The sequence below is a fragment of the Streptomyces sp. NBC_00503 genome (assembly GCF_036346895.1).
Taxonomy (GTDB): domain Bacteria; phylum Actinomycetota; class Actinomycetes; order Streptomycetales; family Streptomycetaceae; genus Streptomyces.
The window spans coordinates 4,251,705-4,273,998 of record NZ_CP107855.1 but is presented as its reverse complement, the minus strand read 5'-3'; the positions used below and the strand labels follow the sequence as shown (position 1 = coordinate 4,273,998).

Sequence of the window (22,294 nt, the reverse complement as noted above, 5' to 3'; positions counted from 1 at the left end):
CGTCGTGCAAAATACGCTGCAGCGTCAGCCCTTTTCGGGGGCATCCGCGTCCTTGTCCGACGGCGCGTCGGCCTCGGCCGCCTCGGACTTCGGCGCCGCGCCCGGCTGGGGCTCGGCCACCGCGACCCGTGCGGGACGGATCGTACGCTCGCCGATCCGGTAGCCGGGCTGCAGGATCGCCACGCAGGTGTCCTCGGTGACGTCCGGCGCGTACGAGTGCATCAGGGCCTCGTGGATCGTCGGGTCGAAGGGCTCGCCCTCCTTGCCGAACTGCTGCAGGCCCATCTTGGCCGCGGCGGTCTCCAGCGATTCGGCCACCGACTTGAAGCCGCCGACCAGTTCGCCATGCTCCCGCGCCCGGCCGATGTCGTCCAGGGTCGGGAGGAGCTCCGTCAGGAGGGCCGCGACCGCGATCTCCTTGACGGCGATCCGGTCCCGCTCCACCCGGCGGCGGTAGTTCTGGTACTCCGCCTGGAGTCGCTGGAGGTCACCGGTGCGCTCGCCGAGCGCCGTACGGGCCTGGTCCAGCTGGGCCAGGAGGGCCACATCCGCTGCCGCTGCCGCTGCCGCTGCGTCCCCGGCCGGGGCCGCCGGCTCCCCCTTGGAGGAACCGGCGGTCTTCGGCTCGGCGGCTGCGTCATCCGCGCCGGTGGGGACTTCGGGCTTCTCGTCGAAGCCCGGGGTCTCCTCCGACATCAGGCAGCGCCGCCCTTCTGCTTCTCGTCGTCGACGATCTCGGCGTCGACGACGTCGTCGTCGGCGTGGGCCTGGCCGTCACCGGCCGGGGCGCCACCGGCGGCCTGGGCCGCCTGGGCGTCGGCGTAGATCGCCTGGCCGAGCTTCTGGCTGACGGCGCCGAGCTTCTCGGTCGCGGTGCGGATCTCGGCGGTGTCCTCGCCCTTGAGCTTTTCCTTCAGCTCGTCGATGGACGCCTGGACCTCGTCCTTGACCTCGGCCGGGACCTTGTCCTCGTTGTCCTTGACGAACTTCTCCGTCTGGTAGACGAGCTGCTCGCCCTGGTTGCGGGACTCGGCCGCCTCCTTGCGACGGGAGTCCTCGTCCGCGTACTGCTCCGCCTCCTGGCGCATGCGGTCGACCTCGTCCTTGGCGAGCGAAGAGCCGCCGGTGACGGTCATCTTCTGCTCCTTGCCCGTGCCGAGGTCCTTCGCCGTGACGTGCATGATGCCGTTGGCGTCGATGTCGAAGGAGACCTCGATCTGCGGGATGCCACGGGGGGCCGGCGGCAGACCGGTCAGCTCGAACATGCCGAGCTTCTTGTTGTACGCCGCGATCTCGCGCTCGCCCTGGTAGACCTGGATCTGCACGGACGGCTGGTTGTCCTCGGCCGTCGTGAAGATCTCGGACCGCTTGGTCGGGATCGTGGTGTTGCGCTCGATGAGCTTGGTCATGATGCCGCCCTTGGTTTCGATACCGAGGGACAGCGGGGTCACGTCGAGGAGCAGGACGTCCTTGACCTCACCCTTGAGAACGCCCGCCTGGAGGGTCGCGCCGAGGGCGACGACCTCGTCCGGGTTGACGCCCTTGTTGGCGTCCTGACCGCCGGTGAGCTCCTTGACGAGCTCGGCGACGGCCGGCATGCGGGTGGAGCCGCCGACCAGGACCACGTGGTCGATCTCGGACAGGTTGATACCCGCGTCCTTGATGACGTTGTGGAACGGGCTCTTGCAGCGCTCGAGCAGGTCCGAGGTCAGCTGCTGGAACTGGGCGCGCGTGAGCTTCTCGTCCAGGTGCAGCGGGCCCTCGGCGGAAGCCGTGATGTAGGGCAGGTTGATCGAGGTCTCCGTGGAGGAGGACAGCTCGATCTTCGCCTTCTCGGCGGCCTCGCGCAGACGCTGGAGCGCCATCTTGTCCTTGGACAGGTCGACGCCGTGGCCGTTCTGGAACTGCTTCACGAGGTACTCGACGACGCGCTGGTCCCAGTCGTCGCCACCGAGGTGGTTGTCACCGTTGGTGGCCTTGACCTCGACGACGCCGTCGCCGATCTCGAGGAGCGACACGTCGAAGGTGCCGCCACCGAGGTCGAAGACGAGAATGGTCTGGTCGTCCTTGTCGAGGCCGTAGGCCAGGGCGGCGGCAGTCGGCTCGTTGACAATACGCAGGACGTTGAGGCCCGCGATCTCGCCGGCTTCCTTCGTCGCCTGACGCTCGGAGTCGTTGAAGTAGGCCGGGACGGTGATGACCGCGTCCGTGACCTTCTCACCCAGGTACGCCTCGGCGTCGCGCTTCAGCTTCTGCAGGATGAAGGCGCTCATCTGCTGCGGGTTGAAGTCCTTGCCATCCAGGTTGATCTTCCAGTCAGTGCCCATGTGGCGCTTGACGGAACGGATGGTCCGGTCCACGTTCGTGACCGCCTGGCGCTTGGCGACCTCGCCGACGAGGACCTCGCCGTTCTTGGCGAAGGCGACGACGGACGGCGTGGTCCTGGCGCCCTCGGCGTTGGTGATGACGGTGGGCTCGCCGCCTTCCAGAACGCTGACGACGGAGTTAGTGGTGCCCAGGTCGATGCCGACCGCACGTGCCATTTTGATTCCTCCAGCTGACTTGAGTGGAACAGACTCAAGGATGCCGCAACGCTGCGCTGGCGTCAACAGAGCTGAGCCGAGGGGGCTCAACCTTTAGGTCGCGCTTACGCTCAAGCCAGCCTCCATTCCAACCCCGCCGGCGTTTGAGGCGCGGGGTTCGGGGCGGAGCCCCAACGGCGACGCCGCACCCGAACGGGTAACCACGGCCGCGCGGCACCCCCACACCGCCCAAGGCGTCCGGCACGGTGCTGGCATGCCTCTGCTGCTACGCCTCCCCGCCGCGCCAGGGCTCCGGCCGGCCAGGCCACCCGCCAAGCGGGTCCTCGACCTCCTGGGGGCGGCGCTCCTGATCGCGGTGCTCCTCGTACCGCTCCTGCTGGTCGCCGGGCTGCTGTACGCGACCCAGGGCGCGGGCGTCCTCGTACGGGAGCCCGCGGCCGGGCTCGGCGGGCGGGCGTACGGGGCCTGGCGGTTCCGGGTCGGCAAGGGCCGGGCCGGGGCGGCGCTGGAGCGGTGCGCGCTGGACGGGATGCCGCAGCTGCTGAACGTCGTGCGCGGGGAGATGTCGCTGGTCGGGCCGCGCCCGGAGCCCCGCACCGACCGGCCCGACCGGCTCCTCGTGCGGCCCGGGATGACGGGGCTGTGGCAGGCGGGCGCGCGTTCGGACCTGCCGTGGGAGGAGATGGACCTGCTGGACCGGCACTATGTGGAGAACCACTGGCTGGGGATGGATCTGGCGATCCTCGCGCGGACCCCGCGGGCGGCCTGGCGGCACAGGCGACCCTGAGCGACGCAGATCACCGCACGCTCGGCTACATTGCGGCGTCGGGACTGGGTAACCTCAAGCCTTGACTGGATAAGTTACCGCTTAGTAAGTGCCGCCCGAGGAGCCCTTCCATGCAACTCGCCGCGATCATCGTGTCGCTGGTCCTGACCGTGGTCGGCGTCGCGCTGCTCGCCCGAGCCGTGGCGCAGATCTACCGCTTCGTGAAGCTCGGACAGCCCGTACCGGCAGGCAGCCGTACGGACGATCCGAAGGCACGAACGATCACCCTGGTCCGGGAGTTCCTCGGACACAGCCGGATGAACCGCTGGGGCCTCGTCGGCTTCGCGCACTGGTTCGTCGCGATCGGCTTCCTGACCCTGCCGCCGACGCTGGTGCAGGCGTACGGGCAGCTCTTCCAGGCCGACTGGACGCTCCCGATCATCGGCGAGTTCCTGCCGTTCGAGCTCTACATCGAGTTCATCGGCCTCATGACGGTCCTCGGCATCGTCATCCTGATGGGGATCCGTCTCGCGTCGCTGCCCTCGCGGGCCGGCCGCAAGTCGCGCTTCGCGGGCTCGAAGGCCTGGCAGGCGTACTTCGTCGAGTACATCATCCTGACCATCGGCCTCGCGATCCTGTGCCTGCGCGGCCTCGAAGGCGCGATCCACCACGTGGACTCGTACGAGCCCGCCTACTTCGTCTCGTACCCGCTGGTGCTGGCGTTCAAGGGCATGTCGCTCGGCGCGCTGCAGAACGCCATCTACTTCACCGCGATGATCAAGATCGGCACCTCGCTGATCTGGATGATCGTCGTATCGCTCAACACCAACATGGGTGTCGCCTGGCACCGCTTCCTCGGCTTCCCGAACATCTGGTTCAAGCGCAACGCGGACGGCGCGGTCGCGCTGGGCGCCCTGCAGCCCATGACCAGCGGCGGGAAGGTCATCGACTTCGAGGACCCGGGCGAGGACGACGTCTTCGGCGTCTCCCAGGTCGAGCAGTTCTCGTGGAAGGGCATCCTCGACTTCTCCACGTGCACGGAGTGCGGTCGCTGCCAGTCGCAGTGCCCGGCCTGGAACACCGGCAAGCCCCTCTCCCCCAAGCTCCTGATCATGTCGCTGCGCGACCACGCGCACGCCAAGGCCCCGTACCTGCTCGCGGGCGGCGGCAAGGACATGGAGGGCAACGAGAAGGCCACGCCCGAACAGCTCAGAGACGTCCCCGCCTCGGCCCTCGCCGAGGCCGAGCGGCCGCTGATCGGCACCGCCGAGGAGAACGGGGTCATCGACCCCGACGTCCTGTGGTCCTGCACGAGCTGCGGTGCCTGCGTCGAGCAGTGCCCGGTGGACATCGAGCACATCGACCACATCGTCGACATGCGCCGCTACCAGGTGATGATCGAGAGCGCGTTCCCGTCGGAGGCGGGCACGATGCTCAAGAACCTGGAGAAGAAGGGCAACCCCTGGGGCCTGGCGAAGAAGCAGCGCGTCGAGTGGACCAAGGAGGTGGACTTCGAGGTCCCGATCATCGGCAAGGACGCGGAGGACCTCTCCGAGTTCGACTACCTCTACTGGGTCGGCTGCGCCGGCGCACTCGAGGACCGGGCCAAGAAGACCACGAAGGCCTTCGCGGAGCTGCTGAACATCGCGGGCGTCAAGTTCGCGATCATGGGCGGCGACGAGAAGTGCACGGGTGACTCCCCGCGCCGTCTCGGCAACGAGCCGCTGTTCCAGCAGCTGGCGTCCGAGAACGTCGCGATGCTGAACATGGCGTTCGGCGAGGACGACGAGGACCCGGAGACGAAGAAGCCGAAGTCGGCGAAGCGGATCGTCTCCACCTGCCCGCACTGCTTCAACACCATCGCGAACGAGTACCCGCAGCTGGGCGGCGAGTACGAGGTCATCCACCACACGCAGCTGCTCCAGCACCTGATCGACGAGGGCCGCCTCACGCCGGTGACCCCGGTCGACGGGCTGATCACGTACCACGACCCGTGCTACCTGGGCCGGCACAACAAGGTCTACACGCCGCCGCGCGAGATCATGTCGGCCGTGCCGGGCCTGCGGCAGCAGGAGATGCACCGCCACAAGGAGCGGGGCTTCTGCTGCGGCGCCGGTGGCGCGCGGATGTGGATGGAGGAGCGGATCGGCAAGCGCATCAACAACGAGCGCGTCGACGAAGCCCTGTCGCTCAACCCCGACATCGTGTCGACGGCGTGCCCGTTCTGCCTGGTGATGCTGACCGACTCGGTGAACGGCAAGAAGAACGAGGGCCAGGCGCAGGAACACGTCACCGTGGTGGACGTGGCGCAGCTGCTGCTGGAGTCGGTGAAGCTGCCGGAGGGCGTGGTGGCCGAGGCGGAGGCTGCTGCGGAGGCGGCCGCTGCCGCCGAGGCGGCCGCGGAGGCTGAAGCTGCGGCTGCGGCGAAGGCCGAGGCTGAGGCGGCCGCTGCGAAGGCGGCGGAAGCCAAGGCCAAGGCTGAGGCCGAGGCCAAGGCTGAGGCCGAGGCGGAAGCGAAGGCGGCTGCTGAAGCCGAGACCGCTGCCGAGGCGGAGGCTCCGGCCGAGGCCGAGGAGCCCGAAGCCGAGGCCGAGCCCAAGGCCGAGCCCGAAGCGGGCCCCGAGGCCAAGTAGCCCCCGCACGACCGGAACGGCCCGCCCCCACACAGGGGGCGGGCCGTTCTGTCGTCCGGGGTCCGGGGCGGAGCCCAGGTTTCGGGAAGGGGCGGGGTGGGGGAAGGCCCCGCGCAGCGGCCCGAATCAGGCCGGGCCAGGCCAAGTCAGGACCGCTGGCTCCGGCTGCGACGCAGCACGGCGAAGCCGAGGCCCGCCGCGCCCACCGCGGCCATGCCCCCGCCGGCGGCCAGCAGCAGCGGGGTGTCCGCGTTCGCGGTCGCCGCAGCCGGGGTCACGCCCTCCGCGCCGGCCTTCACTCCGCCCTTCGGGACGACCCGCTCGCCCGTCTTCTTCACGGGCGCGACCGGCTTCGTACCGCCGTCCTTGACGCCGTCCTTGCCGTCGCCCTTGGCGACCTCGTACCGCTCGATCAGCTTGCCGCTGGTGAAGTCGTAGACCCGGCTGTTCCCGCCGTTCCTGCCGTCGATGACGACGAACTTCACGCGCTCGCCGTCCTGGACCAGCTTGTAGGTCCAGCCGTCGTTGAACAGGCTCGGGTGCCTCATCGGGTCGATCGTGCCGAGGTGGGTCCCGTTCGGCGTGGAGATCTCGGCGCGCTTGCCCTGCGGGCCGTCGACCAGCTTCGCGATCCGCCCGTCGGTCAGGGTGATCCGTACCGAGCTCTCCACCTTCTCGACCGGCTTCGGCTTCTCGACGGGCTTCGGCTTCTCCACCGGCTTCGGCTTCTGTGCGTCCTCGACCCAGGAGGTCACGGTGCCGTTGGGCTGGAGGACGACGTGCAGGCCGTTGTTCTGGCCGTAGGCCGCCGCGCCGCCCTGGCTGACCAGCGTGTCCAGCTTGGTGCCGCCCGCGAAGACGTCGGCCTCGAACCGATCGGCGCCGACCTTGTAGACCTTGGCGACCGAGCCGTCGGCCAGCTTCACGGTGGTCACGAACACCCGGCCCGCCGGCTTGACGGGCGGGGCGGTCGGCTCGACCGTCGGGGTGGTCGGCGGGGTGGTCGGCGGGACGCTCGGGTCCACCTGGGGGTCCACCTGCGGGTCCTGCCGGTCGGCGGTCGGCTGCTCCACGCCGGGCAGGACCTGCGGCTCCGGGACGGCCGGGGAGTCCGCGAAGGCGGACCCGACGGGGAGGGCCAGGACGGCGGCCGCGCCGGCGACGACGGCGGCGGTACGGAGGGTGGTGCGGGGGCGGGGGCTGCGCATGGCGGGATGCTCTTCTCGTGCTCGGGCTCGGGCTCGTGCTCGTCGGTACTCGTTCGCGGCGGCGACACCAACGAAGCTACGGGTCCGGTATGTCCGTATTCCGTCGACTGTGTAACGGAGTCCCGCAGACTGCCGCGCAGCCACGTAACCCACCCCGGGAAGCCCCATCAGAGCCCCGCCGGGGCCCCCGCGGGGCGCCCCTGAGACGACCCCCGACCGCCCCCTAGGGGATGTCACAGGTCAGCCGCAAAGGGGGCCGTTTCCGGCAGCCCGGCCACCGGGCCCCTCCGGAGCGGGTACTTTCGATCACGTGGCTGGATTCAGGATCGGACGCGGCCGGGACAACAACCGCACCCCGCAACAACCCCCGCGGCAGCAGCCGTACGGCTCGCAGCAGGCCGCGCCCCACCAGGCGCCGCAGGCTCCGCCGCCGTACGGCCAGCAGCCCTACGCTCCCCAGCAGTGGCCCCAGCAGGCCGCCGCCGGGGGCCACGGCGAGCCCGAGTACTACGACCCGCACGGCGGCCCCGGCGCGCCCGCGGGCCAGGGCCCGGGACCGGGCGCGTACCCGGGTGACGCTCCGGGGTACACCCAGGCCTTCGCGATCGGCGAGGACCCGTACCCCTACAACCAGGGCGCGACCTACCAGGCGGGCGCGGCGCAGGCCGCCGCCCCCACGGGTCCGCGGCTGCCGTGGAAGGAACTGCTCCGCGGCATCGTGACGCGGCCCGGGGCGACGTTCCTGCAGATGCGCGACTACCCCGTCTGGGGCCCGGCGCTGACCGTGACCTTCCTCTACGGCCTGCTCGCGGTCTTCGGCCTCGACGACGCCCGCAAGGACGTCATCAACGCGACCCTCTCGAAGGCGATCCCGATCGTCCTGTCGGCGGGCGTGGCCTTCGTGATCTGCGGCCTGATCCTCGGCGCCGTCACGCACACCCTGGCCCGCCAGCTGGGCGGCGACGGGGCCTGGCAGCCCACCGTGGGCATGTCGATGCTGGTCATGACCCTCACGGACGCCCCGCGCCTGCTGTTCGCGATGTTCCTGGGCGGGGACAACATGTTCGTGCAGGTGCTGGGCTGGGCCACCTGGGTGGCGGCCGGCGTGCTCTTCACGGCGCTGGTCGGCAAATCGCACGACCTGCCGTGGCCGAAGGCCCTGGGCGCGTCGGCGATCCAGCTGGTCGCCCTGCTGTCGATCATCAAGCTGGGCACGCTGTAACCGGCGCGCACACCGGAACACGTACGAAGGGGCCCGCCGCGCAAACGCACGGCGGGCCCCTTTCACGCTCTCACGCTCTCGCGCTCCCACTGCTCAGGCGTCGAGAACCTGACCCTCACGCTGCACGACGGGCGGCTGGACCGACCAGGGGAACTCGATCCACTCGTCGGTCTTCTTCCACACGTACTCGCACTTCACGAGCGAGTGGGACTTCTCGTAGATCACGGCGGACCGGACCTCGGCGACGGCGCCCAGGCAGAAGTCGTGGACCAGCTTCAGGGTCTTGCCCGTGTCGGCGACGTCGTCGGCGATCAGGACCTTCTTGTTGGAGAAGTCGATCGCGTCCGGCACGGGAGCCAGCATGACCGGCATCTCCAACGTGGTCCCGACCCCGGTGTAGAACTCGACGTTCACCAGGTGGATGTTCTTGCAGTCGAGCGCGTACGCCAGCCCGCCGGCGACGAAGACGCCGCCCCGGGCGATGCTCAGGATGATGTCGGGCTCGTAGCCGTCGTCGGCGATGGTCTGCGCCAGCTCGCGCACGGCGCGCCCGAAGCCCTCGTAGTCAAGGTTCTCGCGTACTCCGTTGCTCATGCCTCGTGCCTCACCTGGGTTCGGTGGAAGTTCTGGAAGGAGCGCGAGGCGGTCGGTCCGCGCTGCCCCTGGTACCTGGACTCGTACCGCTCGCTCCCGTACGGGAACTCGGCGGGCGAGCTGAGCCGGAACAGGCACAGCTGCCCGATCTTCATACCCGGCCAGAGCTTGATCGGCAGCGTGGCGAGGTTCGACAGCTCGAGGGTCACGTGCCCGGAGAACCCGGGGTCGATGAAACCGGCGGTCGAATGCGTCACCAGACCGAGGCGGCCCAGGCTGGACTTCCCCTCCAGTCTGGAGGCGATGTCCTCGGGCAGCGAGATGACCTCGTAGGTCGAGGCGAGCACGAACTCACCCGGGTGGAGGATGAACGCCTCGTCCCCGTCCGGCTCGACCATCCGGGTCAGATCCGGCTGCTCGGTGGCGGGGTCGATGTGGGCGTAGCGGTGGTTCTCGAACACCCGGAAGAACCGGTCGAGACGTACATCGATGCTGGAGGGCTGCACCATCGACTCTTCGAATGGGTCGATGCGAACCCGTCCGCTGTCGATCTCGGCCCGGATGTCTTTGTCAGAGAGAAGCACGTCCCGAGGATACGCAGAGCGCGCGGACCGCCCCAATCGAGGCGGATCCCCGCGCGCCGGTCAACCGCCAGCCACTCCCTCTACGGCCGCCCCTACCGCTTGGCGGCGCCACCCACGGGCACGGCATGCCTCAGCCGCGCGCAGCGCGGACACCGCAACAGCCGCCCCGGCCCGATCCGGCCGGCACCGAGGTGCTGCAGCGGGAACGAAGCGGTGCTGAATACGTGCCCTTCGGCACAACGGACGACGGTGTGCTCCATCGAGTCCCTTTCCCCAACCAGCCGTACTGCGACGAATCGCCACATTAGGGGATGAACAAGACCCACTCCAGCCGCCGCTCCGCAGCACCAAGGTACGCCCCAACTCCCGCCCCCACGACCCTCCGTGCCCCCCACACGCCGGGACGACCCCCGGGTGAATTCACCAGGGGTAGATCATGGGGTAGGGTGAGGAACGATACGGATCCAGGCAACTGGACCGCTGTGCGGATGTAGTTTAATGGTAGAACATGAGCTTCCCAAGCTTATAGCGCGGGTTCGATTCCCGTCATCCGCTCTTGCAAGAAGGCCCAGGTCAGCGACCTGGGCCTTCTTCGTTGTCTAGACCTTTCAGGCCCTTCCATGCCCTCCGCGTGCCCCAACTCGCAGAAACGCCCTGCTCGAAGGGCCTTCCGTGCACCACCTGCACCACTCGGACGCGGAATCACCTCGGATCGCGAGACGCATTTCATGTGACCCGCGCCACACAGGCGTCCAGATTCGCCTGTTCGCAACCCTGAAGGCAGCCCTCAACCACACCGCCCACACGGCCATGTTGGCGACCGCGCAACGCTCCCCCTGCACCTCCGAATGCCGCCGAAGGCGCTGCTCATCGAAGCGCAGGCAGGCTCGCCCCGATTCGGCAGATGATCACGAGTGGTGACAAGTAGGTGACGCGTTGTCAGTGGCGAGTGCTTTCATGGATCCGGTGCGCAGGGAGGCGCATCGCGACTGGTGGGGGGATACAGCTGTGCCCTGGATCAATGACTACTTCCGAGCAGACGGCACCCGGGTCAAAGGCCACGTCCGGCTACCTGCCGGGGCCCGGAGGGAGACCGCGACGCTCGGCCTGATCGTCGCCGGAGTGATCGTCTTCGGGAACGGAACAACATCCGCGGGGGCCGGAACAGGCTCGGGTCAGGAGTTACCCAGGCCGCAGTCGACGGTGGTCTACCCGATCAAGTGGCCGGCATGGGAAAACCGCCCAGCACCCCAACCCATACCGATGGTCTCCTATCCGATCGTCTTCCCCAGCACAGGGAACGGCAGGTGAGCCCCCGCCCACCCGCGAAGAGGCGCAGGCGCACCAGCGCGGCGCGGCGCCGGAAGGCCACCGGCTCGGAGGAGCTGTGGCTCATCGGCCTGGCCGGCCTCGTGGCCGTCAGTCTCATCGTGGCGGTGATGTCGTGGCTCGCCGCCCATCCCTGGGTTCTGGTACTCGGCCTCCTCGCAGCCGGTGCCGCGGGCGCGCTGTGGCTACGCCGGCGCCAGGAGGCCGCGCGATGGGAGCGGGTCCGGGCCCAGGGCCTGCGCTACGCCGTCGAACACCTCGACAGCCTCCACCACAACGACTTCGAGTTCGCCGTACGGGACCTCATGCACCGCGACGGCTGCTCCGACGCCCAGAAGGTCGGCGGCCGGGGCGACAACGGCGCGGACGTCAAAGCCACCGACCCCTACGGCCGCCGCTGGGTGATCCAGTGCAAGCACCGCAAGGCCGGCTGGCAGGGGTCAGCGGTCGGCACCCCCGACCTCCAGGTCCTCAACGGCACCGGCCGCCAGATACACGGCGGCGACGTCCTCGTCATGCTCACCAACGGCCGCTTCTCCGGACCCGCCCTCACCTTCGCCAAATCCCAGCGCCTCCACCTCGTCGACCGCCACCTCCTCGCCCAATGGGCCAGCGGCTCGCGCCCTCTGTGGGAACTCCTTCGCGCCGTCCCACCACCCAGGAAACCGAGTTCGCTCTCGTGATGTGCCCGGGCCACCTCGCAAGGCTGTCGGATCCGCGCCCGAGGTAGGCCCAGATGCACCGATGGGGCGCGCACAGCATGCCGCTGTACGCGCCCCGTCTGCTCTGGCCCCGAAGTTCTGTCAGCCCTCCGGCCAGGTAACCGTTCCGCCCATTCGGTGGGCCCTGCGTCAGCGCACGACGGATAGCTGCGGGCGACGCGTCGCCGCCCCAGAACGAGCGTCGTCACGTCCGCCATCCTGTGCAGTGACCACCAGCCCGAAGATGAGGTCGTTGAGGTCCGCGGGCCGCAGTTCGAGGTCGCGGGCGACGTCGGATGGCGGTGTACCTTCCGCACGCAGGGCGGTGAATACCTTCCCGAGTACTTGGGAGGTCTCTCGGACGAGCACACTCTGCGGCTCCGCCTTGCGGTAGCCCAGCCGCCCAAGCTCCACGCAGTGGGTGCGGTACTGCCACTCGGTCGTGAGGTTCAACTCGTGCAGACGGTGCGCCAGCGCCATGGCAGCGACCTTCCAGCGCCGCTTCGCCTGCAGGATCCAATTGGTGCTCGGGTTGCGGGGAGCGTACGCGAGTACATCCGCAGCCGGCATCAGCAAGGCCGCCGCAAAGCGATGTGCTTCACCCTCGGCTTGCGGTCCGTGCGGCACCTGCTCCTCGCCGTGCAGGACGAGGTGCCCCAGCTCGTGGGCCGCATCGAACCGCCCTCTCTCGGCGGTCTTCTCCGTGCTCAGCAGGACGAAGGGGATGCCCCGGTCCCAGAAGGAGAACGCGTCAACCTCAGGACAGTCTCGGGACAACGAGAACACTCGTACCCCGTGCGCTTCCAAGAGATGGACCATGTTCGGGATGGGGGCGACGCCCAAGCCCCACCGAGCGCGGACGAGCTCGGCTGCTTTCTCGGCTGGGCAGTCCGCAGATCCTGACTCCCCCGGAAAGGGGGCCTGCTCACCTTCGCTGAGACGGCTGAATGAAGTCAGGGACGGCAACGCCGGGGTCGGCAGCCGGAAGCGTGCCCCAATCCAGTCCTGCAAGATCCTGGCCAGACGACCTCCGCTGAGCGCGATGTCCCGCTGGGATGCGGTCATCTTGCTCAGCGCCCTGAAACTCACCGACTCCACAGACAGGTCGGCGACCTCCTCGGCGGTGAAGAACGATTCAGGGAACTCGAGCGCCTCGGCAAGGGCAGCCAAGGAAGGCGCGCTCGGGTGCGCCCGGCCGTTCTCGTAGTCCGACAGCCGTCGGGTGGTAAGGCCGGCCATCTGGGCGAGTCGGGTGACGGTGAGCCCGCGGCGCTTGCGCGCCAGGACGAGCCGGGATGCGGTGGTCATGGGAGTGCCAATGGGTTGGGGGGTGGGACGCGTCAGCCCAGGCGTTCGATGGGGATGTCGATGCCGCCCTCGCCGTCGTCGTCGTTCGGGAAGGGATTGAAGCCCTCGAAGTCGAGGTACGGGAAGATGATCCGCTCGTGCCAGCTGTCGATCTTGCCACGACTGCCCGCATTATTCGGCAGGGACAGCTCGTAATAGAGCCGCGTCCCGGTCGGGGTGTTCACATGCTGGTAGAGCAGGAACCAGGTGGGGATGCCGTCGCCCACGTCGTGAAGCTCAGCCTCGACCGTTTCGCCGGGGAGCATCAGCTGGCGGTTGGTCTCGACCCTGCGGATGACAGCAGAGCCCTTCGGGTATCGCGTCGACGGAATGAGGCCGGCGTAGCCCGTGCCCTTGCTCCCGCTGGAGGCCGTGACAGCGAAGCCCTCCGTCGGCGAAATGAGGAGGGACACGTTGTTAGGACTCGCGCTGCGCCACCCCTTGGGGATGTAGGCCTCCCGCAGGAAGCGAATGGTCCGCCCCCAGAAGATGTTGCCCGGCAGCGAAACGGGATCGAGCGGGGTGCAGAAGTTGCGTTCCGCTTCAGCACGCTGAAGTACGTCCTCGATGCGTTCGATGGAGAGTCCCAGCTCAGCGAGTCTGTCCCGACCGCGTGAATCCTCAACGTGCACGACTGCCATACCCAGCCCCTGACCACAGCGAGTGATTTCCGGAAATCCTCCCTCATTTGAGGTGGGAAATCAAGAAGCGTTGCTGGTCACTCGCCTGTGCTGCGGGTGCGCCACCCAGTCGGGGCAGGCTTCTGGCCTGCCCCGACCGAGTCCTACGCACCCCGAGCCACGGCCTTCTTCTCTGCCCGACTTCGCTGCTCGCGCACCCTCGCGTCGATGCCCCCGGCGACCTCCTGCTGACGTTCGTCGTCGGAGTGCTGGTAGATCATTGCGGCCTTCTCCGAGGACTGGCCGGCGCGGACCATCGTGTCCTTGAGGGTCGCGCCGGACTGGGTGGAGAGGGTGTGGCCGGTGTGGCGCAGGTCGTAGAAGCGGAAGTCTTTCGGGAGGCCGACCTTCGCTCGGGCCTTGGCCCACTTGCGGCCGAAGGACGTGCGCCGGAACGGCGCTCCCTTCTCCCCTACGAACAGCAGGCCGTCGGGCTCCTTCTCCGCGAACCAGTCCAGGTGCCGCTTGACCTCCATGGAGAGGAAGGCCGGCAGTTGGATGGTGCGGACGCCCGCCGCCGACTTGGTGTCACCCTCGACTCGGCGCCCGGTGTTCAGCTCCGGGGCCGCCTCCGTAATCCGTACGGCGAGGGGGTCCAGGGTGACCGAGGTCCGGCGCAGGGCTGCCTGCTCCTCCGGGCGCATCGGGCCGTAGGCGCAGAAGTAGACCATCAGCCGCCAGCGCGGGCCCATGGCCTCGGCGAGGGCGTCGACCTGGGCGACGGTCGCGGTCGAGCGCTCCTTGGCCTGCTCGCTGCCCGCGCCCCTGATGCGGCACGGGTTACGGCGGATCAGCTCGTCGTCGGTCGCCGTCTCCAGGATGGCCTTCAGCAGCCGGTAGGACTTGGCGACCGTCGTGGCGCCGGTGACGGTTAGGCGCTCGGCCCGCCAGGTCCGCACGGTCGGTGGGGTGATCTCGTCCAGGTCGAGGTCCCCGAAGCCGGGGAGGACGTGGAGGCGCAGGAGCCTGCGGTACAGCTCGTCCGTGGTGGCGGCGAGGCCCCGCTCGTCGACCCACTTCAGCGCGTACGCCTGGAAGTTGACCTTGCCCACGTCGGGGTCGGTCCAGTGGTTGCGCTGGATGTCCGCCTTGGTGAGGGTCAGCCAGTCCTGCGCGTCGGTCTTCGTCGCGAAGGTCTCCGGGGCCGTGCGTCGGCTGCCGTCAGGGGCCCAGTAGCGCGCCTGCCAACGGCCGGACGGGAGCTGGCGGGTGGTGCCGAATTCGCGCCGCCGCTGCGGCTTGCGGGCCGCCATCAGGCCGCCTTCCCGAAGCGGGAGCGGGCGTCGCGGAGCGTGGGGACGGTGCTCGCAGCGATGTACGCGGCGAGGACGCTGTCGGCGATGCGGACGTGCTTGCCGAACTTGGCGTAGCCGATGCGGCGTTCCTGGATGAGGCGCCGGATGAAGCGCACGCCGGTGCCGAGGCGTTCGGCGGCCTGCTCCACGGTGAGGAAGGTGTCGGGGGTGGTCACCTCCTTCGCAATGCGGGGGCGCTGGGTGGAGGTGTGGGGTATCGCCTGGTGGCGCAAGCAGTGCTCCGGATTCTGGCCGCGGGCTGGAGCGGGGGCGGCAACCCCCTGAGCCGGGCCGGCGTGTCGTACAGGGATGGGATGGGCGGTACTGCTGCTGCGACCTGGAGGTTTGCGGGCCCAGGGCAGCAGGGTGGAGAGAGGCGGCTACGCGCCGGGAGGAGGCCCGTACCGCTCCGCGTTGATCTTCATCACCTCGGCGGCGATGGCGTTGGAGACCATCGCGTCGGCCTCGGTGCTGATCTCCGGGTGGTCCTTCAGGTAGGCGGAGAGTTCGTCCCGCGCCTGGGTGGCTTCGGAGCTGGCGCGCGCGGAGGCGCGGTATGTGGCGACCACGTTGTCGATGAGCTCCATGGCGCGGCCCATGGCGGCCAGACTCGGCGGCCCGACGAAGTTGCTGAGCGGGACGCCGAAGATCTCGGCGAAGCCGATGGCCTCGTCGAGGTTGATCCGGCGCTTGCGGTTCTCGATGCGCCAGACCGCGGACGGGTTCATGTCGAAGCCCGCCTCGTTCAGCAGGTCGGACAGTGCGGTGGTGCTCCAACCGCGCTTCTCCCGCTCCAGCTTGATCCGCACGGCGGCGTTCTCCTCGCCGCTGAGCAGCACCCCTTCGGGGGCGTCGCTCTCGTCGTCCGGCATCACCCCTCCCTTCTGTCGCTGTGGCGGCCACGGTTTTGCGGCATGCCAAAACCATACATCATCTTCTGCAGTTCGCATAGATCTCTGCGAACCGCATAATCTGTGGTACGATTCGATCATCCTCAGCAGACCGCAGCGATCCCCTGGAGCCCGCGACCCCGTACCCAGACATGCAAAAAGCCCCCCGGTGGTCCAACACCGAGGGGCCCAAAGCGCAAACCTCACGCCGCCCATCCCTGAACGACTGACCTGCGAGGCCGGGATTGCCGTCCCATGTGGCCCGCACGTAGAGGAGCTTCTTGTCCAGTATGGACGACCCCCTGCCGAACCCGCCACACCTCGCCCCGTCCGACATGACCGCCGTGCCGCCGTACGACTCGGACGCGGAGGCCGCGGTCCTGGGCGCCTGCATGTTCAGCGCCGACATCATCGACGCGGTCCGCAACCTCCTTGAGGGGCCGGACTTCTACCGCCCCGCGCACGAGACTGTGTGGCGGGCGATCCTGACCCTGCGCAGTGAGGACAAGCCGACCGACCCGATCGTGCTCGCCGACCGGCTGCGTGAGCAGGACGACCTGAATCGCATCGGAGGCGCGTCCTACCTCCACCAACTCGCGCAGGCCACACCTTCGGTCGGCGGCGCGATCCACTACGCCGGGATCGTGCGGAGGAAGGCGGACCTGCGACGCCTCCGCGCCTCCGGCATGCGCACCGTGCAGCGGACCATGGAGCCGGGCGCCGACCCCGACTCGATCCGCAGCGAGGTCGCGGCCGAGGTCCGCGCCGAGGGCGAGCGCGCCCTGGCGTCCGGACAGGGGCGGCTGTCCCGGTTCATCACCGACGGGTGGAGCTTCGTCACCGAATCCGGTGCCGACACCGACCCGCTGTGGGGCACCCGCGAGCAGACCGCCTGGTCCTCCGGGGAGAGCCTGATGATCGTCGGCGCTCCCGGCGTCGGCAAGACAACCCTCGCGCACCAGGTGATCTTCGCTCGCCTGGGCCTCGCCGACAGCGTCCTGGACATGCCCGTCGCCCCGGGCAAGCGGGTGCTGTACCTGGCGCTGGACCGGTACAAGCAGATCGCCCGTGCCCTGGCCCGCCGCATCCAGCCCGAGCACGAGACACGGCTGCGCGACGGGCTGGCCGTCTGGCAGGGCCCGCTGCCCGCGACGCTCGACAAGGAGCCCGACCTCCTTGCCGACCTCGCCAATGCCCACGGGGCCGACACGATCGTGATCGACAGCCTGAAGGACGCGGTGAGCACCCTGGTCGACGACGCCCTCGGAGTCGCGTACAACAACGCCCGCCAACGGGCCATGCGCGAAGGGGTCGAGGTCCTGGAACTGCACCACCAGCGCAAGGCCGGCGAGGGCACACCGCGCGCCCAGAAGCCCACCCTGGACCGGGTGTACGGCTCCACGCACATCGTCTCCGGCGCGGGCAGCGTCCTGTACGTGGGCGGAGAGGCCGGCGACCTCGCCGTCACGCTCCACCACCTCAAGACCCCCACCGGCGAGATCGGCCCGCTCCAGGTCATCCACGACCACGAGCGCGGCACCACCAGCGTCGACCCCGCGCTGGACCCCGTCGAGATCCTCCGCAAGCGTCCCGACGGACTGACCGTCCGCGAACTCGCCCTCATCCAGAGCGGCGAGAACAACCCCGACCGCGCCGCCACCGAGAAGGCCCGCCGCACCCTGGACCGCCTCGTGAAGACCGGACTCGCGGTCAAGGCCGAGGGCGCCGCAGGCGGCAGCGGAGGCGGCCAGCAGGCCCGCTACCGCGCCTCCGTCAGGCACATCGGCGCCGTCTCCTAGCTCCGCGGTCGAGGCCTGCGAACCGTGCACGGGGGCGTACACGCGCCCCCGGGGCACGCCCCCGCCCACACGGTCTCGCCGACGTACACGATCCACACAAAACCGCAGGTCAGACGATCACGCACCCGTACACGCCGTACACGTGCCAGAGCGTTCACGCGCGAGCCCCCCTTTAGAAGGGGGCTCGCGTGTACGCCCCCTCCGTGAACGCCGTGATCGCCTCCACAGAAACCCACACGGAGCACCCTTCTGAGCACCAACACCACTCCCGTCTCCCACCCCCACCGCAGCACCCAGGCTGCCGGGAGGTACGTCCTCGTCGTAGCGGGCGCATTCATCCTCGTGCTGACCGCTGCCGCGTTCTGGCTCTCGTACGCGCACCTGGCCGAGGTCGCCGGACGCCATGGGCTGGCGGTCTCCCCCATCCGCCAGTGGGCCTGGCCGGCGACCCTGGACACCTTTATCGTCATCGGCGAGCTGCTCATGCTCCACGCCGGCCTTCGCCGGGAGCCGGACGGCTGGGCAATCGCGCTGACCGCTGCCGGGTCGGTGGGCTCCATCGCGCTCAACGTGGCCGGGGTCAGCGGCAGCGGGGACACCCCGGCCCCCGTCCTCGACTACGTTGTCGCCGCCGTCCCGCCGACTGCTGCGCTGCTCGCCTTCGGCGTCCTGATGCGCCAGGTGCACCGCCTCGTCGCAATGCCGGATCCGGGTGCCAGCAGCCCGCCCGAGGGCTCCCTCCCCGACGCCACAAGCTCTGTGGTCAACCGCGACAACCCCGTGGTGGACTCCGGAACCGCACCCCTACCGGAACAACCCTCGGCCACTCCCGACGGCCTCCGCCACGGCGAGGGCGCACCCGCGAAACAGGCGCCCGTCGGCACAGTGGCGCAAGGCATCGAGCAAGTGGCGGAATCCCGGACCCCGACGAAGAAGCGCGCCGGTCGCAAAGCCGCCGTCCCGCTCGACGAGCTCCTCGTCATCGCGCGCAACGCCCCGACCGGACGCAATGGCCGCGCCTCCAGCCGCCACATCGAGAAAGCCGTACGCGCACACGGACTGCCCATCGGCCGCGACCGCCGGGACGAACTCACCCTTCAGGTCCAGGCCGAGCTCGACGAGGCAACCAGCACCACCTGAGGCATACCCGACTGGCCCCGAGCCAGCCGGTCCGACCACCTCCACGACAGGAGCAGCACCCGCACATGCACGAAAACGAGAAGCCCTCACTCATCGGCCAGCGGCCGACCCCCACCCCAGCAAACAGCGCAGCAAGTTGGAGGTTCGGACACTCCCCCGTCGGGGGTGCGTCCGAACCGGAGCCCGCCCCGGGGGTGGCGGGTCCCGTCCCGCGCCAGGGGGCACGGGACGGGGAGGCTGCGGCCGAGGGCGGACCGCAGCCTGCCAGGCGCCGGGGCAAGCCCCGAAGCCGAGCCAGCGAGCAGCGCATCGCAAAAAGCGTCCGCCTCAGCGAGCCAGAACTCGCGCTCGCCTCCGCCGGCGCAGCGGCCGTCGGCATGACCCTGGCCGGCTTCCTCGCGCACAGCACACTCGCCGCTGCCCGCGACCTGAACCGCACCGCTGCCGTCATCGCCACCGAGCAGGACGTACTCACCGCCCTGTTCGCACTGCGCCGCCAGCTCGGCATCGCGAACAACAACCTCAACCAGACGGCCAAAGCCCTGCACCTGGGCATCGCCCCCGAAGGACTCGACGACACCATCGCCGCCGTCCTCCGCGCCGTCGAGGACATCCGCCACGTCACCGCCCGCATGATCAACCCCGAAGGAACCCAAGCCGCTTGATCCCCTCCATCCACAAACAGGGCGGCGATACCGCCGGTCTGATCGCCTACCTCTTCGGCGCCGGCCGGAGCGAAGAGCACATCGACCCGCACGTGGTCGCCTCCTTCGACGGTCTCGCCCCCGACCCCGGCCGCGATCTGGGCGCCACCGAGGGTGATCTCCAGCAGCTCCTCGATGAACCCCTCCACCTCCTCCCCGCCGGGACCCGCCCGGACAAGCACGTCTGGCACGCCTCCGTCCGCGCCGCCCCCGGCGACCGCACCCTCACCGACACCGAGTGGGCCGACATCGCACACCGGGTCATCGCCGCCACCGGCATCGACCCCGGCGACGGCGCGGGCTGCCGCTGGGCGGCCATCCGCCATGCCGACGACCACATCCACCTCATCGCCACCCTCGTACGCGAAGACGGCCGCAAGCCCGACCACCACCGCTCAGGGAAGCGCGCCCAGGCGGAATGCCGTCGTATCGAGGTCGACTACGACCTCTACCGCGTGGCTCCCGGCGACGGCACTGCCGCCAAGCGCCCCACCAGCGCCGAACAGCACAAGGCCAAGCGCCGGGGCGGGGACCGTACCGCCCGCGAGGAACTGCGCGAGACGGTCCGGCGAGCCGCCGCCGGCGCCGCCTCGGAGACGGAGTTCTTCGGCCGCCTCGCCACCGCCGGCCTCCTCATCAAGCTCCGCACCGCCCCCTCCGGCGACACCCTCGGCTACACCGTCGCCCTGCCCGAGGACCGCAACAAGGACGGGGCGCCCGTCCACTACTCGGGGTCCAAGCTCGCGCCCGACCTCTCGCTTCCCCGCCTCCGCGAACGCTGGACCGGAGCCCCGACCCAGGCGACCGCACCCCAGGCGAGCAGTCCGGCCGCCTCGCGCCGCCGAGCCACGGGTGCCGTCTGGCAGGCCGTCCTGCTCGTCGACCAGGGCGACGACGCCACCGTGGCTGCGCTGATTGCCGGCGGTGGAGAAGTCCTCGACGCCCTGGCCAAGACCTCGGCAGCCCATACCCGACACCAGCTACGCGACGCGGCAGCGGCCTTCGAGCGGGCGGCCCGCTCCCACATCCGCGCCGAACGCGGCCAGGACCAGGCCCTGCGCCAAGCCGCCCGGGAACTCGTGCAGGGAGGGGCAGCCCTCGGCCGAGGCGAAGACGCGGCCACGGGCGCGATGCTGATCGACATGGTGTTCTTCCTCGCCACCGCAGCCTCTGCCTGGCACGCGAAGAAGGGCCACGCCCAGCAAGCAGTCGCCGCACTCCAAGCCGCACAGCACCTCCGTGCCGCCTACCAAGCTGCTGCCGCCCACCCCATGGCCGTGCTCCAGGAGCACGGACGTCACATGCCCCGGCCCCTGGAACTGCGCCTCGCGTCGGTGCTGCGCGACGCGATCCCGAACCTGGCCGAGCAGGTCCTGGCAGAGCCCGGCTGGCCGGCCCTGGCCGCCACCCTCGCCGACGTCCAGGCCGCCGGCCACGAGCCCGCCGAACTGCTCACCGAAGCAATCGGAAACAGGGAGTTGGGCAGCGCGACCTCGGTCAGCGACGTCCTCGTATGGCGGCTCCGACGCCTCGCGCAACTACCCGCCGACCCCGGAACCGCACGCCCCCAGACCGCCCACACCCGCAGCGCCCCGACCCCGCCAATCACTACGAAAACGGCCACCAAGGACATCGGCGACGGCGCTTACCGACGCTGATCCAGCCCATCACGGACGCCTTATATCCGACGATCCGCGATTACCGAATTCCGGAATTCTCCGGAGCATTGAAGACATCCCCACCACTCGCACCGTAAGGACCCCCGCACCCCCGAGATCGAACTCTGAGCCGAAACACAGCCCTGCCCCGTCCCCCGGCCGAGCAGGCCGTACACCACTGCGATCGCCGCTGACCGGCGAAGCGCGGCGCAACATAGCCGACAATCCCCGGTCAGCCAAACCGGGGATTCTCCAGACACTGGATACATCGCCCTTCCCGCACACCTTCGAGGAGCTCTCGCATGCCCGAAACCGAAATCCGACCCACCGTCGTCGCCCTCCTCTGCGACTCGAACTTCAAATATCGGCGCGACACCAAAACCTGGTCCCACATAGACGGCCGCCCCTTCACCAAGGAGGAGCAGGCCACCGCCTTGGACGCCACCCGCGCCGAGTTCGAAGAGTTCGCGGCACAGCACACTCGCTACATGGAGTACCGGCGGACGACGGAAGAGGCCCCGGAAGCCTTCCAGCAGTTCCTCGCGCCGTTCATGGAGCGACTCACCACGAAGAACCTCGGCAATGCCGTCGAGCTCATGGCCAAGGACGAGAGGGCCGAGTTCGACCGGCTGTTTGCCCTCATGATCGAGCGCCCTCGCCGCTTCACCGCGTACACCTTCTGACCAATGCCACCGGGGCCAACGCATTCTCAGCGTTGGCCCCGGTGGCATGTCCGCATGGCCGTACGACTAGACGACGTCCCCGGCACCGAGAGTGCCGGCACCGATGGCACCCCGCAGGACGTAGGCGATCTCCTCTGGCTTGAGGTCGATGCCGTCCAGCCCCTCCGCTGTCAACGGGATCTCTTCCAGCGCGTATTCGCCGCGCCCCTCGGCACTGAACTCGGGGCCGGTGCGGTCTTCGAAGGACCATGTCGCGATGCGGGCGAGGTAGAAGAGCTGACGGTCGGTGTCGGACTCCATGGTGTGCAGGAGGCGGACGATGTCGGCCTTCCCCGCGATCTCCTCGTGGATCTCCCGGTGGAGGGCGGCCTCCCGGGACTCGTCGCTCTCCTCGACCCCGCCGCCGGGCAGCACCCAGTACACGGGGATTCCGGGCTTGGTGCGTCGGATGACCAGCATCGTTTCGTCCGCGGTGACGAGGACGGCTCGGACTCGTTCGATCATGTTGGTCTGTCTCC

Annotated in this window: 20 protein-coding genes and 1 tRNA gene; 10 read left to right on the top strand and 11 right to left on the bottom strand. The window is 69.4% G+C overall.

Annotated features, from left to right (window positions below; translation table 11 throughout):
* Positions 1 to 24 precede the first annotated feature (24 nt).
* Positions 25 to 696, bottom strand: a complete 672-nt coding sequence (gene grpE / locus OG490_RS20015) for a nucleotide exchange factor GrpE (RefSeq protein WP_330297664.1) — start codon at positions 694 to 696, stop codon at positions 25 to 27.
* Positions 696 to 2,543, bottom strand: coding sequence for a molecular chaperone DnaK (gene dnaK, locus OG490_RS20010; RefSeq protein ID WP_330297663.1), 1,848 nt, complete (start codon positions 2,541 to 2,543; stop codon positions 696 to 698). Before dnaK ends, grpE begins: the two co-directional genes overlap by 1 nt.
* A gap of 253 nt (positions 2,544 to 2,796) precedes the next feature.
* Here dnaK and OG490_RS20005 point away from each other — a divergent pair, with 253 nt between their 5' ends.
* Both OG490_RS20005 and OG490_RS20000 read left to right on the top strand, forming a co-directional pair.
* Positions 2,797 to 3,330 carry a sugar transferase gene (locus OG490_RS20005; protein WP_330297662.1) on the top strand — a complete coding sequence of 178 codons (534 nt, stop codon included), beginning with the start codon at positions 2,797 to 2,799 and terminating at the stop codon, positions 3,328 to 3,330.
* Between the two features lie 110 nt (positions 3,331 to 3,440).
* On the top strand, positions 3,441 to 5,942 hold the full coding sequence (locus tag OG490_RS20000) for a (Fe-S)-binding protein (protein WP_330297661.1): 2,502 nt from the start codon (positions 3,441 to 3,443) through the stop codon (positions 5,940 to 5,942).
* Between the two features lie 146 nt (positions 5,943 to 6,088).
* On the opposite strand, the gene OG490_RS19995 is transcribed toward OG490_RS20000, so the two are convergent.
* The gene (locus OG490_RS19995) at positions 6,089 to 7,150 is read right to left on the bottom strand and encodes a hypothetical protein (RefSeq protein ID WP_330297660.1); all 1,062 of its coding nucleotides are present in this window, start codon (positions 7,148 to 7,150) and stop codon (positions 6,089 to 6,091) included.
* 310 nt (positions 7,151 to 7,460) lie between these two features.
* Here OG490_RS19995 and OG490_RS19990 point away from each other — a divergent pair, with 310 nt between their 5' ends.
* Positions 7,461 to 8,372, top strand: a complete 912-nt coding sequence (locus OG490_RS19990) for a Yip1 family protein (protein WP_330297659.1) — start codon at positions 7,461 to 7,463, stop codon at positions 8,370 to 8,372.
* A gap of 93 nt (positions 8,373 to 8,465) precedes the next feature.
* Here the strand turns inward: OG490_RS19990 and OG490_RS19985 are convergent, their stop codons facing one another.
* Both OG490_RS19985 and dcd read right to left on the bottom strand, forming a co-directional pair.
* Positions 8,466 to 8,966 carry a phosphoribosyltransferase gene (locus tag OG490_RS19985; protein WP_330297658.1) on the bottom strand — a complete coding sequence of 167 codons (501 nt, stop codon included), beginning with the start codon at positions 8,964 to 8,966 and terminating at the stop codon, positions 8,466 to 8,468.
* Complete coding sequence (gene dcd, locus OG490_RS19980) at positions 8,963 to 9,550, bottom strand: dCTP deaminase (RefSeq protein ID WP_330297657.1); 588 nt, start codon at positions 9,548 to 9,550, stop codon at positions 8,963 to 8,965. Before dcd ends, OG490_RS19985 begins: the two co-directional genes overlap by 4 nt.
* A 484-nt stretch (positions 9,551 to 10,034) precedes the next feature.
* On the opposite strand from dcd, the gene OG490_RS19975 reads away from it, so the two are divergent.
* Both OG490_RS19975 and OG490_RS19970 read left to right on the top strand, forming a co-directional pair.
* Positions 10,035 to 10,105, top strand: a tRNA-Gly gene (locus OG490_RS19975).
* A 752-nt stretch (positions 10,106 to 10,857) separates the two neighbouring features.
* A complete protein-coding gene (locus OG490_RS19970) occupies positions 10,858 to 11,562 on the top strand; it encodes a restriction endonuclease (RefSeq protein ID WP_330297656.1) in 705 nt (234 codons plus the stop codon).
* 168 nt (positions 11,563 to 11,730) lie between these two features.
* On the opposite strand, the gene OG490_RS19965 is transcribed toward OG490_RS19970, so the two are convergent.
* The 5 genes from OG490_RS19965 to OG490_RS19945 form a co-directional block, all read right to left on the bottom strand.
* Positions 11,731 to 12,888 carry a helix-turn-helix domain-containing protein gene (locus tag OG490_RS19965; protein WP_330297655.1) on the bottom strand — a complete coding sequence of 386 codons (1,158 nt, stop codon included), beginning with the start codon at positions 12,886 to 12,888 and terminating at the stop codon, positions 11,731 to 11,733.
* A gap of 32 nt (positions 12,889 to 12,920) precedes the next feature.
* On the bottom strand, positions 12,921 to 13,568 hold the full coding sequence (locus OG490_RS19960; protein WP_330297654.1) for a hypothetical protein: 648 nt from the start codon (positions 13,566 to 13,568) through the stop codon (positions 12,921 to 12,923).
* A gap of 143 nt (positions 13,569 to 13,711) precedes the next feature.
* Positions 13,712 to 14,860 carry a tyrosine-type recombinase/integrase gene (locus OG490_RS19955; protein WP_330297653.1) on the bottom strand — a complete coding sequence of 383 codons (1,149 nt, stop codon included), beginning with the start codon at positions 14,858 to 14,860 and terminating at the stop codon, positions 13,712 to 13,714.
* Entirely contained in the window at positions 14,860 to 15,078 is a 219-nt protein-coding gene (locus OG490_RS19950; RefSeq protein WP_324289260.1) for an excisionase family DNA-binding protein, read from the bottom strand. The genes OG490_RS19955 and OG490_RS19950 overlap by 1 nt, the downstream gene beginning before the upstream one ends.
* A 204-nt stretch (positions 15,079 to 15,282) precedes the next feature.
* On the bottom strand, positions 15,283 to 15,774 hold the full coding sequence (locus tag OG490_RS19945) for a helix-turn-helix domain-containing protein (RefSeq protein ID WP_330297652.1): 492 nt from the start codon (positions 15,772 to 15,774) through the stop codon (positions 15,283 to 15,285).
* Positions 15,775 to 16,082: 308 nt separating this feature from the next.
* Between OG490_RS19945 and OG490_RS19940 the strand changes: the two genes are divergently transcribed.
* The 5 genes from OG490_RS19940 (at position 16,083) to OG490_RS19920 (ending at position 21,776) form a co-directional block, all read left to right on the top strand.
* On the top strand, positions 16,083 to 17,591 hold the full coding sequence (locus tag OG490_RS19940) for a DnaB-like helicase N-terminal domain-containing protein (RefSeq protein ID WP_330297651.1): 1,509 nt from the start codon (positions 16,083 to 16,085) through the stop codon (positions 17,589 to 17,591).
* Positions 17,592 to 17,933: 342 nt separating this feature from the next.
* Positions 17,934 to 18,731 (top strand): DUF2637 domain-containing protein, encoded by a 798-nt coding sequence (locus OG490_RS19935; RefSeq protein ID WP_330297650.1) that lies wholly within the window; start codon positions 17,934 to 17,936, stop codon positions 18,729 to 18,731.
* Positions 18,732 to 19,108: 377 nt separating this feature from the next.
* Complete coding sequence (locus OG490_RS19930) at positions 19,109 to 19,396, top strand: mobilization protein (RefSeq protein ID WP_330297649.1); 288 nt, start codon at positions 19,109 to 19,111, stop codon at positions 19,394 to 19,396.
* A complete protein-coding gene (locus tag OG490_RS19925) occupies positions 19,393 to 21,093 on the top strand; it encodes a relaxase/mobilization nuclease domain-containing protein (RefSeq protein ID WP_330297648.1) in 1,701 nt (566 codons plus the stop codon). Before OG490_RS19930 ends, OG490_RS19925 begins: the two co-directional genes overlap by 4 nt.
* A 302-nt stretch (positions 21,094 to 21,395) precedes the next feature.
* Positions 21,396 to 21,776, top strand: a complete 381-nt coding sequence (locus tag OG490_RS19920; RefSeq protein WP_330297647.1) for a hypothetical protein — start codon at positions 21,396 to 21,398, stop codon at positions 21,774 to 21,776.
* Between the two features lie 66 nt (positions 21,777 to 21,842).
* On the opposite strand, the gene OG490_RS19915 is transcribed toward OG490_RS19920, so the two are convergent.
* Positions 21,843 to 22,280 carry an NUDIX hydrolase gene (locus tag OG490_RS19915; protein ID WP_330297646.1) on the bottom strand — a complete coding sequence of 146 codons (438 nt, stop codon included), beginning with the start codon at positions 22,278 to 22,280 and terminating at the stop codon, positions 21,843 to 21,845.
* Between the last annotated feature and the right edge of the window lie 14 nt (positions 22,281 to 22,294).

Excerpts from the sequence above, each read along its gene's own strand:
- grpE (WP_330297664.1), bottom strand. The coding sequence starts at position 696 with ATGTCGGAGGAGACCCCGGGCTTCGACGAGAAGCCCGAAGTCCCCACC.
- dnaK (WP_330297663.1), bottom strand. The coding sequence starts at position 2,543 with ATGGCACGTGCGGTCGGCATCGACCTGGGCACCACTAACTCCGTCGTC.
- OG490_RS20005 (WP_330297662.1), top strand. The coding sequence starts at position 2,797 with ATGCCTCTGCTGCTACGCCTCCCCGCCGCGCCAGGGCTCCGGCCGGCC.
- OG490_RS20000 (WP_330297661.1), top strand. The coding sequence starts at position 3,441 with ATGCAACTCGCCGCGATCATCGTGTCGCTGGTCCTGACCGTGGTCGGC.
- OG490_RS19995 (WP_330297660.1), bottom strand. The coding sequence starts at position 7,150 with ATGCGCAGCCCCCGCCCCCGCACCACCCTCCGTACCGCCGCCGTCGTC.
- OG490_RS19985 (WP_330297658.1), bottom strand. The coding sequence starts at position 8,966 with ATGAGCAACGGAGTACGCGAGAACCTTGACTACGAGGGCTTCGGGCGC.
- OG490_RS19965 (WP_330297655.1), bottom strand. The coding sequence starts at position 12,888 with ATGACCACCGCATCCCGGCTCGTCCTGGCGCGCAAGCGCCGCGGGCTC.
- OG490_RS19960 (WP_330297654.1), bottom strand. The coding sequence starts at position 13,568 with ATGGCAGTCGTGCACGTTGAGGATTCACGCGGTCGGGACAGACTCGCT.
- OG490_RS19955 (WP_330297653.1), bottom strand. The coding sequence starts at position 14,860 with ATGGCGGCCCGCAAGCCGCAGCGGCGGCGCGAATTCGGCACCACCCGC.
- OG490_RS19945 (WP_330297652.1), bottom strand. The coding sequence starts at position 15,774 with ATGCCGGACGACGAGAGCGACGCCCCCGAAGGGGTGCTGCTCAGCGGC.
- OG490_RS19940 (WP_330297651.1), top strand. The coding sequence starts at position 16,083 with ATGGACGACCCCCTGCCGAACCCGCCACACCTCGCCCCGTCCGACATG.
- OG490_RS19930 (WP_330297649.1), top strand. The coding sequence starts at position 19,109 with ATGACCCTGGCCGGCTTCCTCGCGCACAGCACACTCGCCGCTGCCCGC.
- OG490_RS19920 (WP_330297647.1), top strand. The coding sequence starts at position 21,396 with ATGCCCGAAACCGAAATCCGACCCACCGTCGTCGCCCTCCTCTGCGAC.
- OG490_RS19915 (WP_330297646.1), bottom strand. The coding sequence starts at position 22,280 with ATGATCGAACGAGTCCGAGCCGTCCTCGTCACCGCGGACGAAACGATG.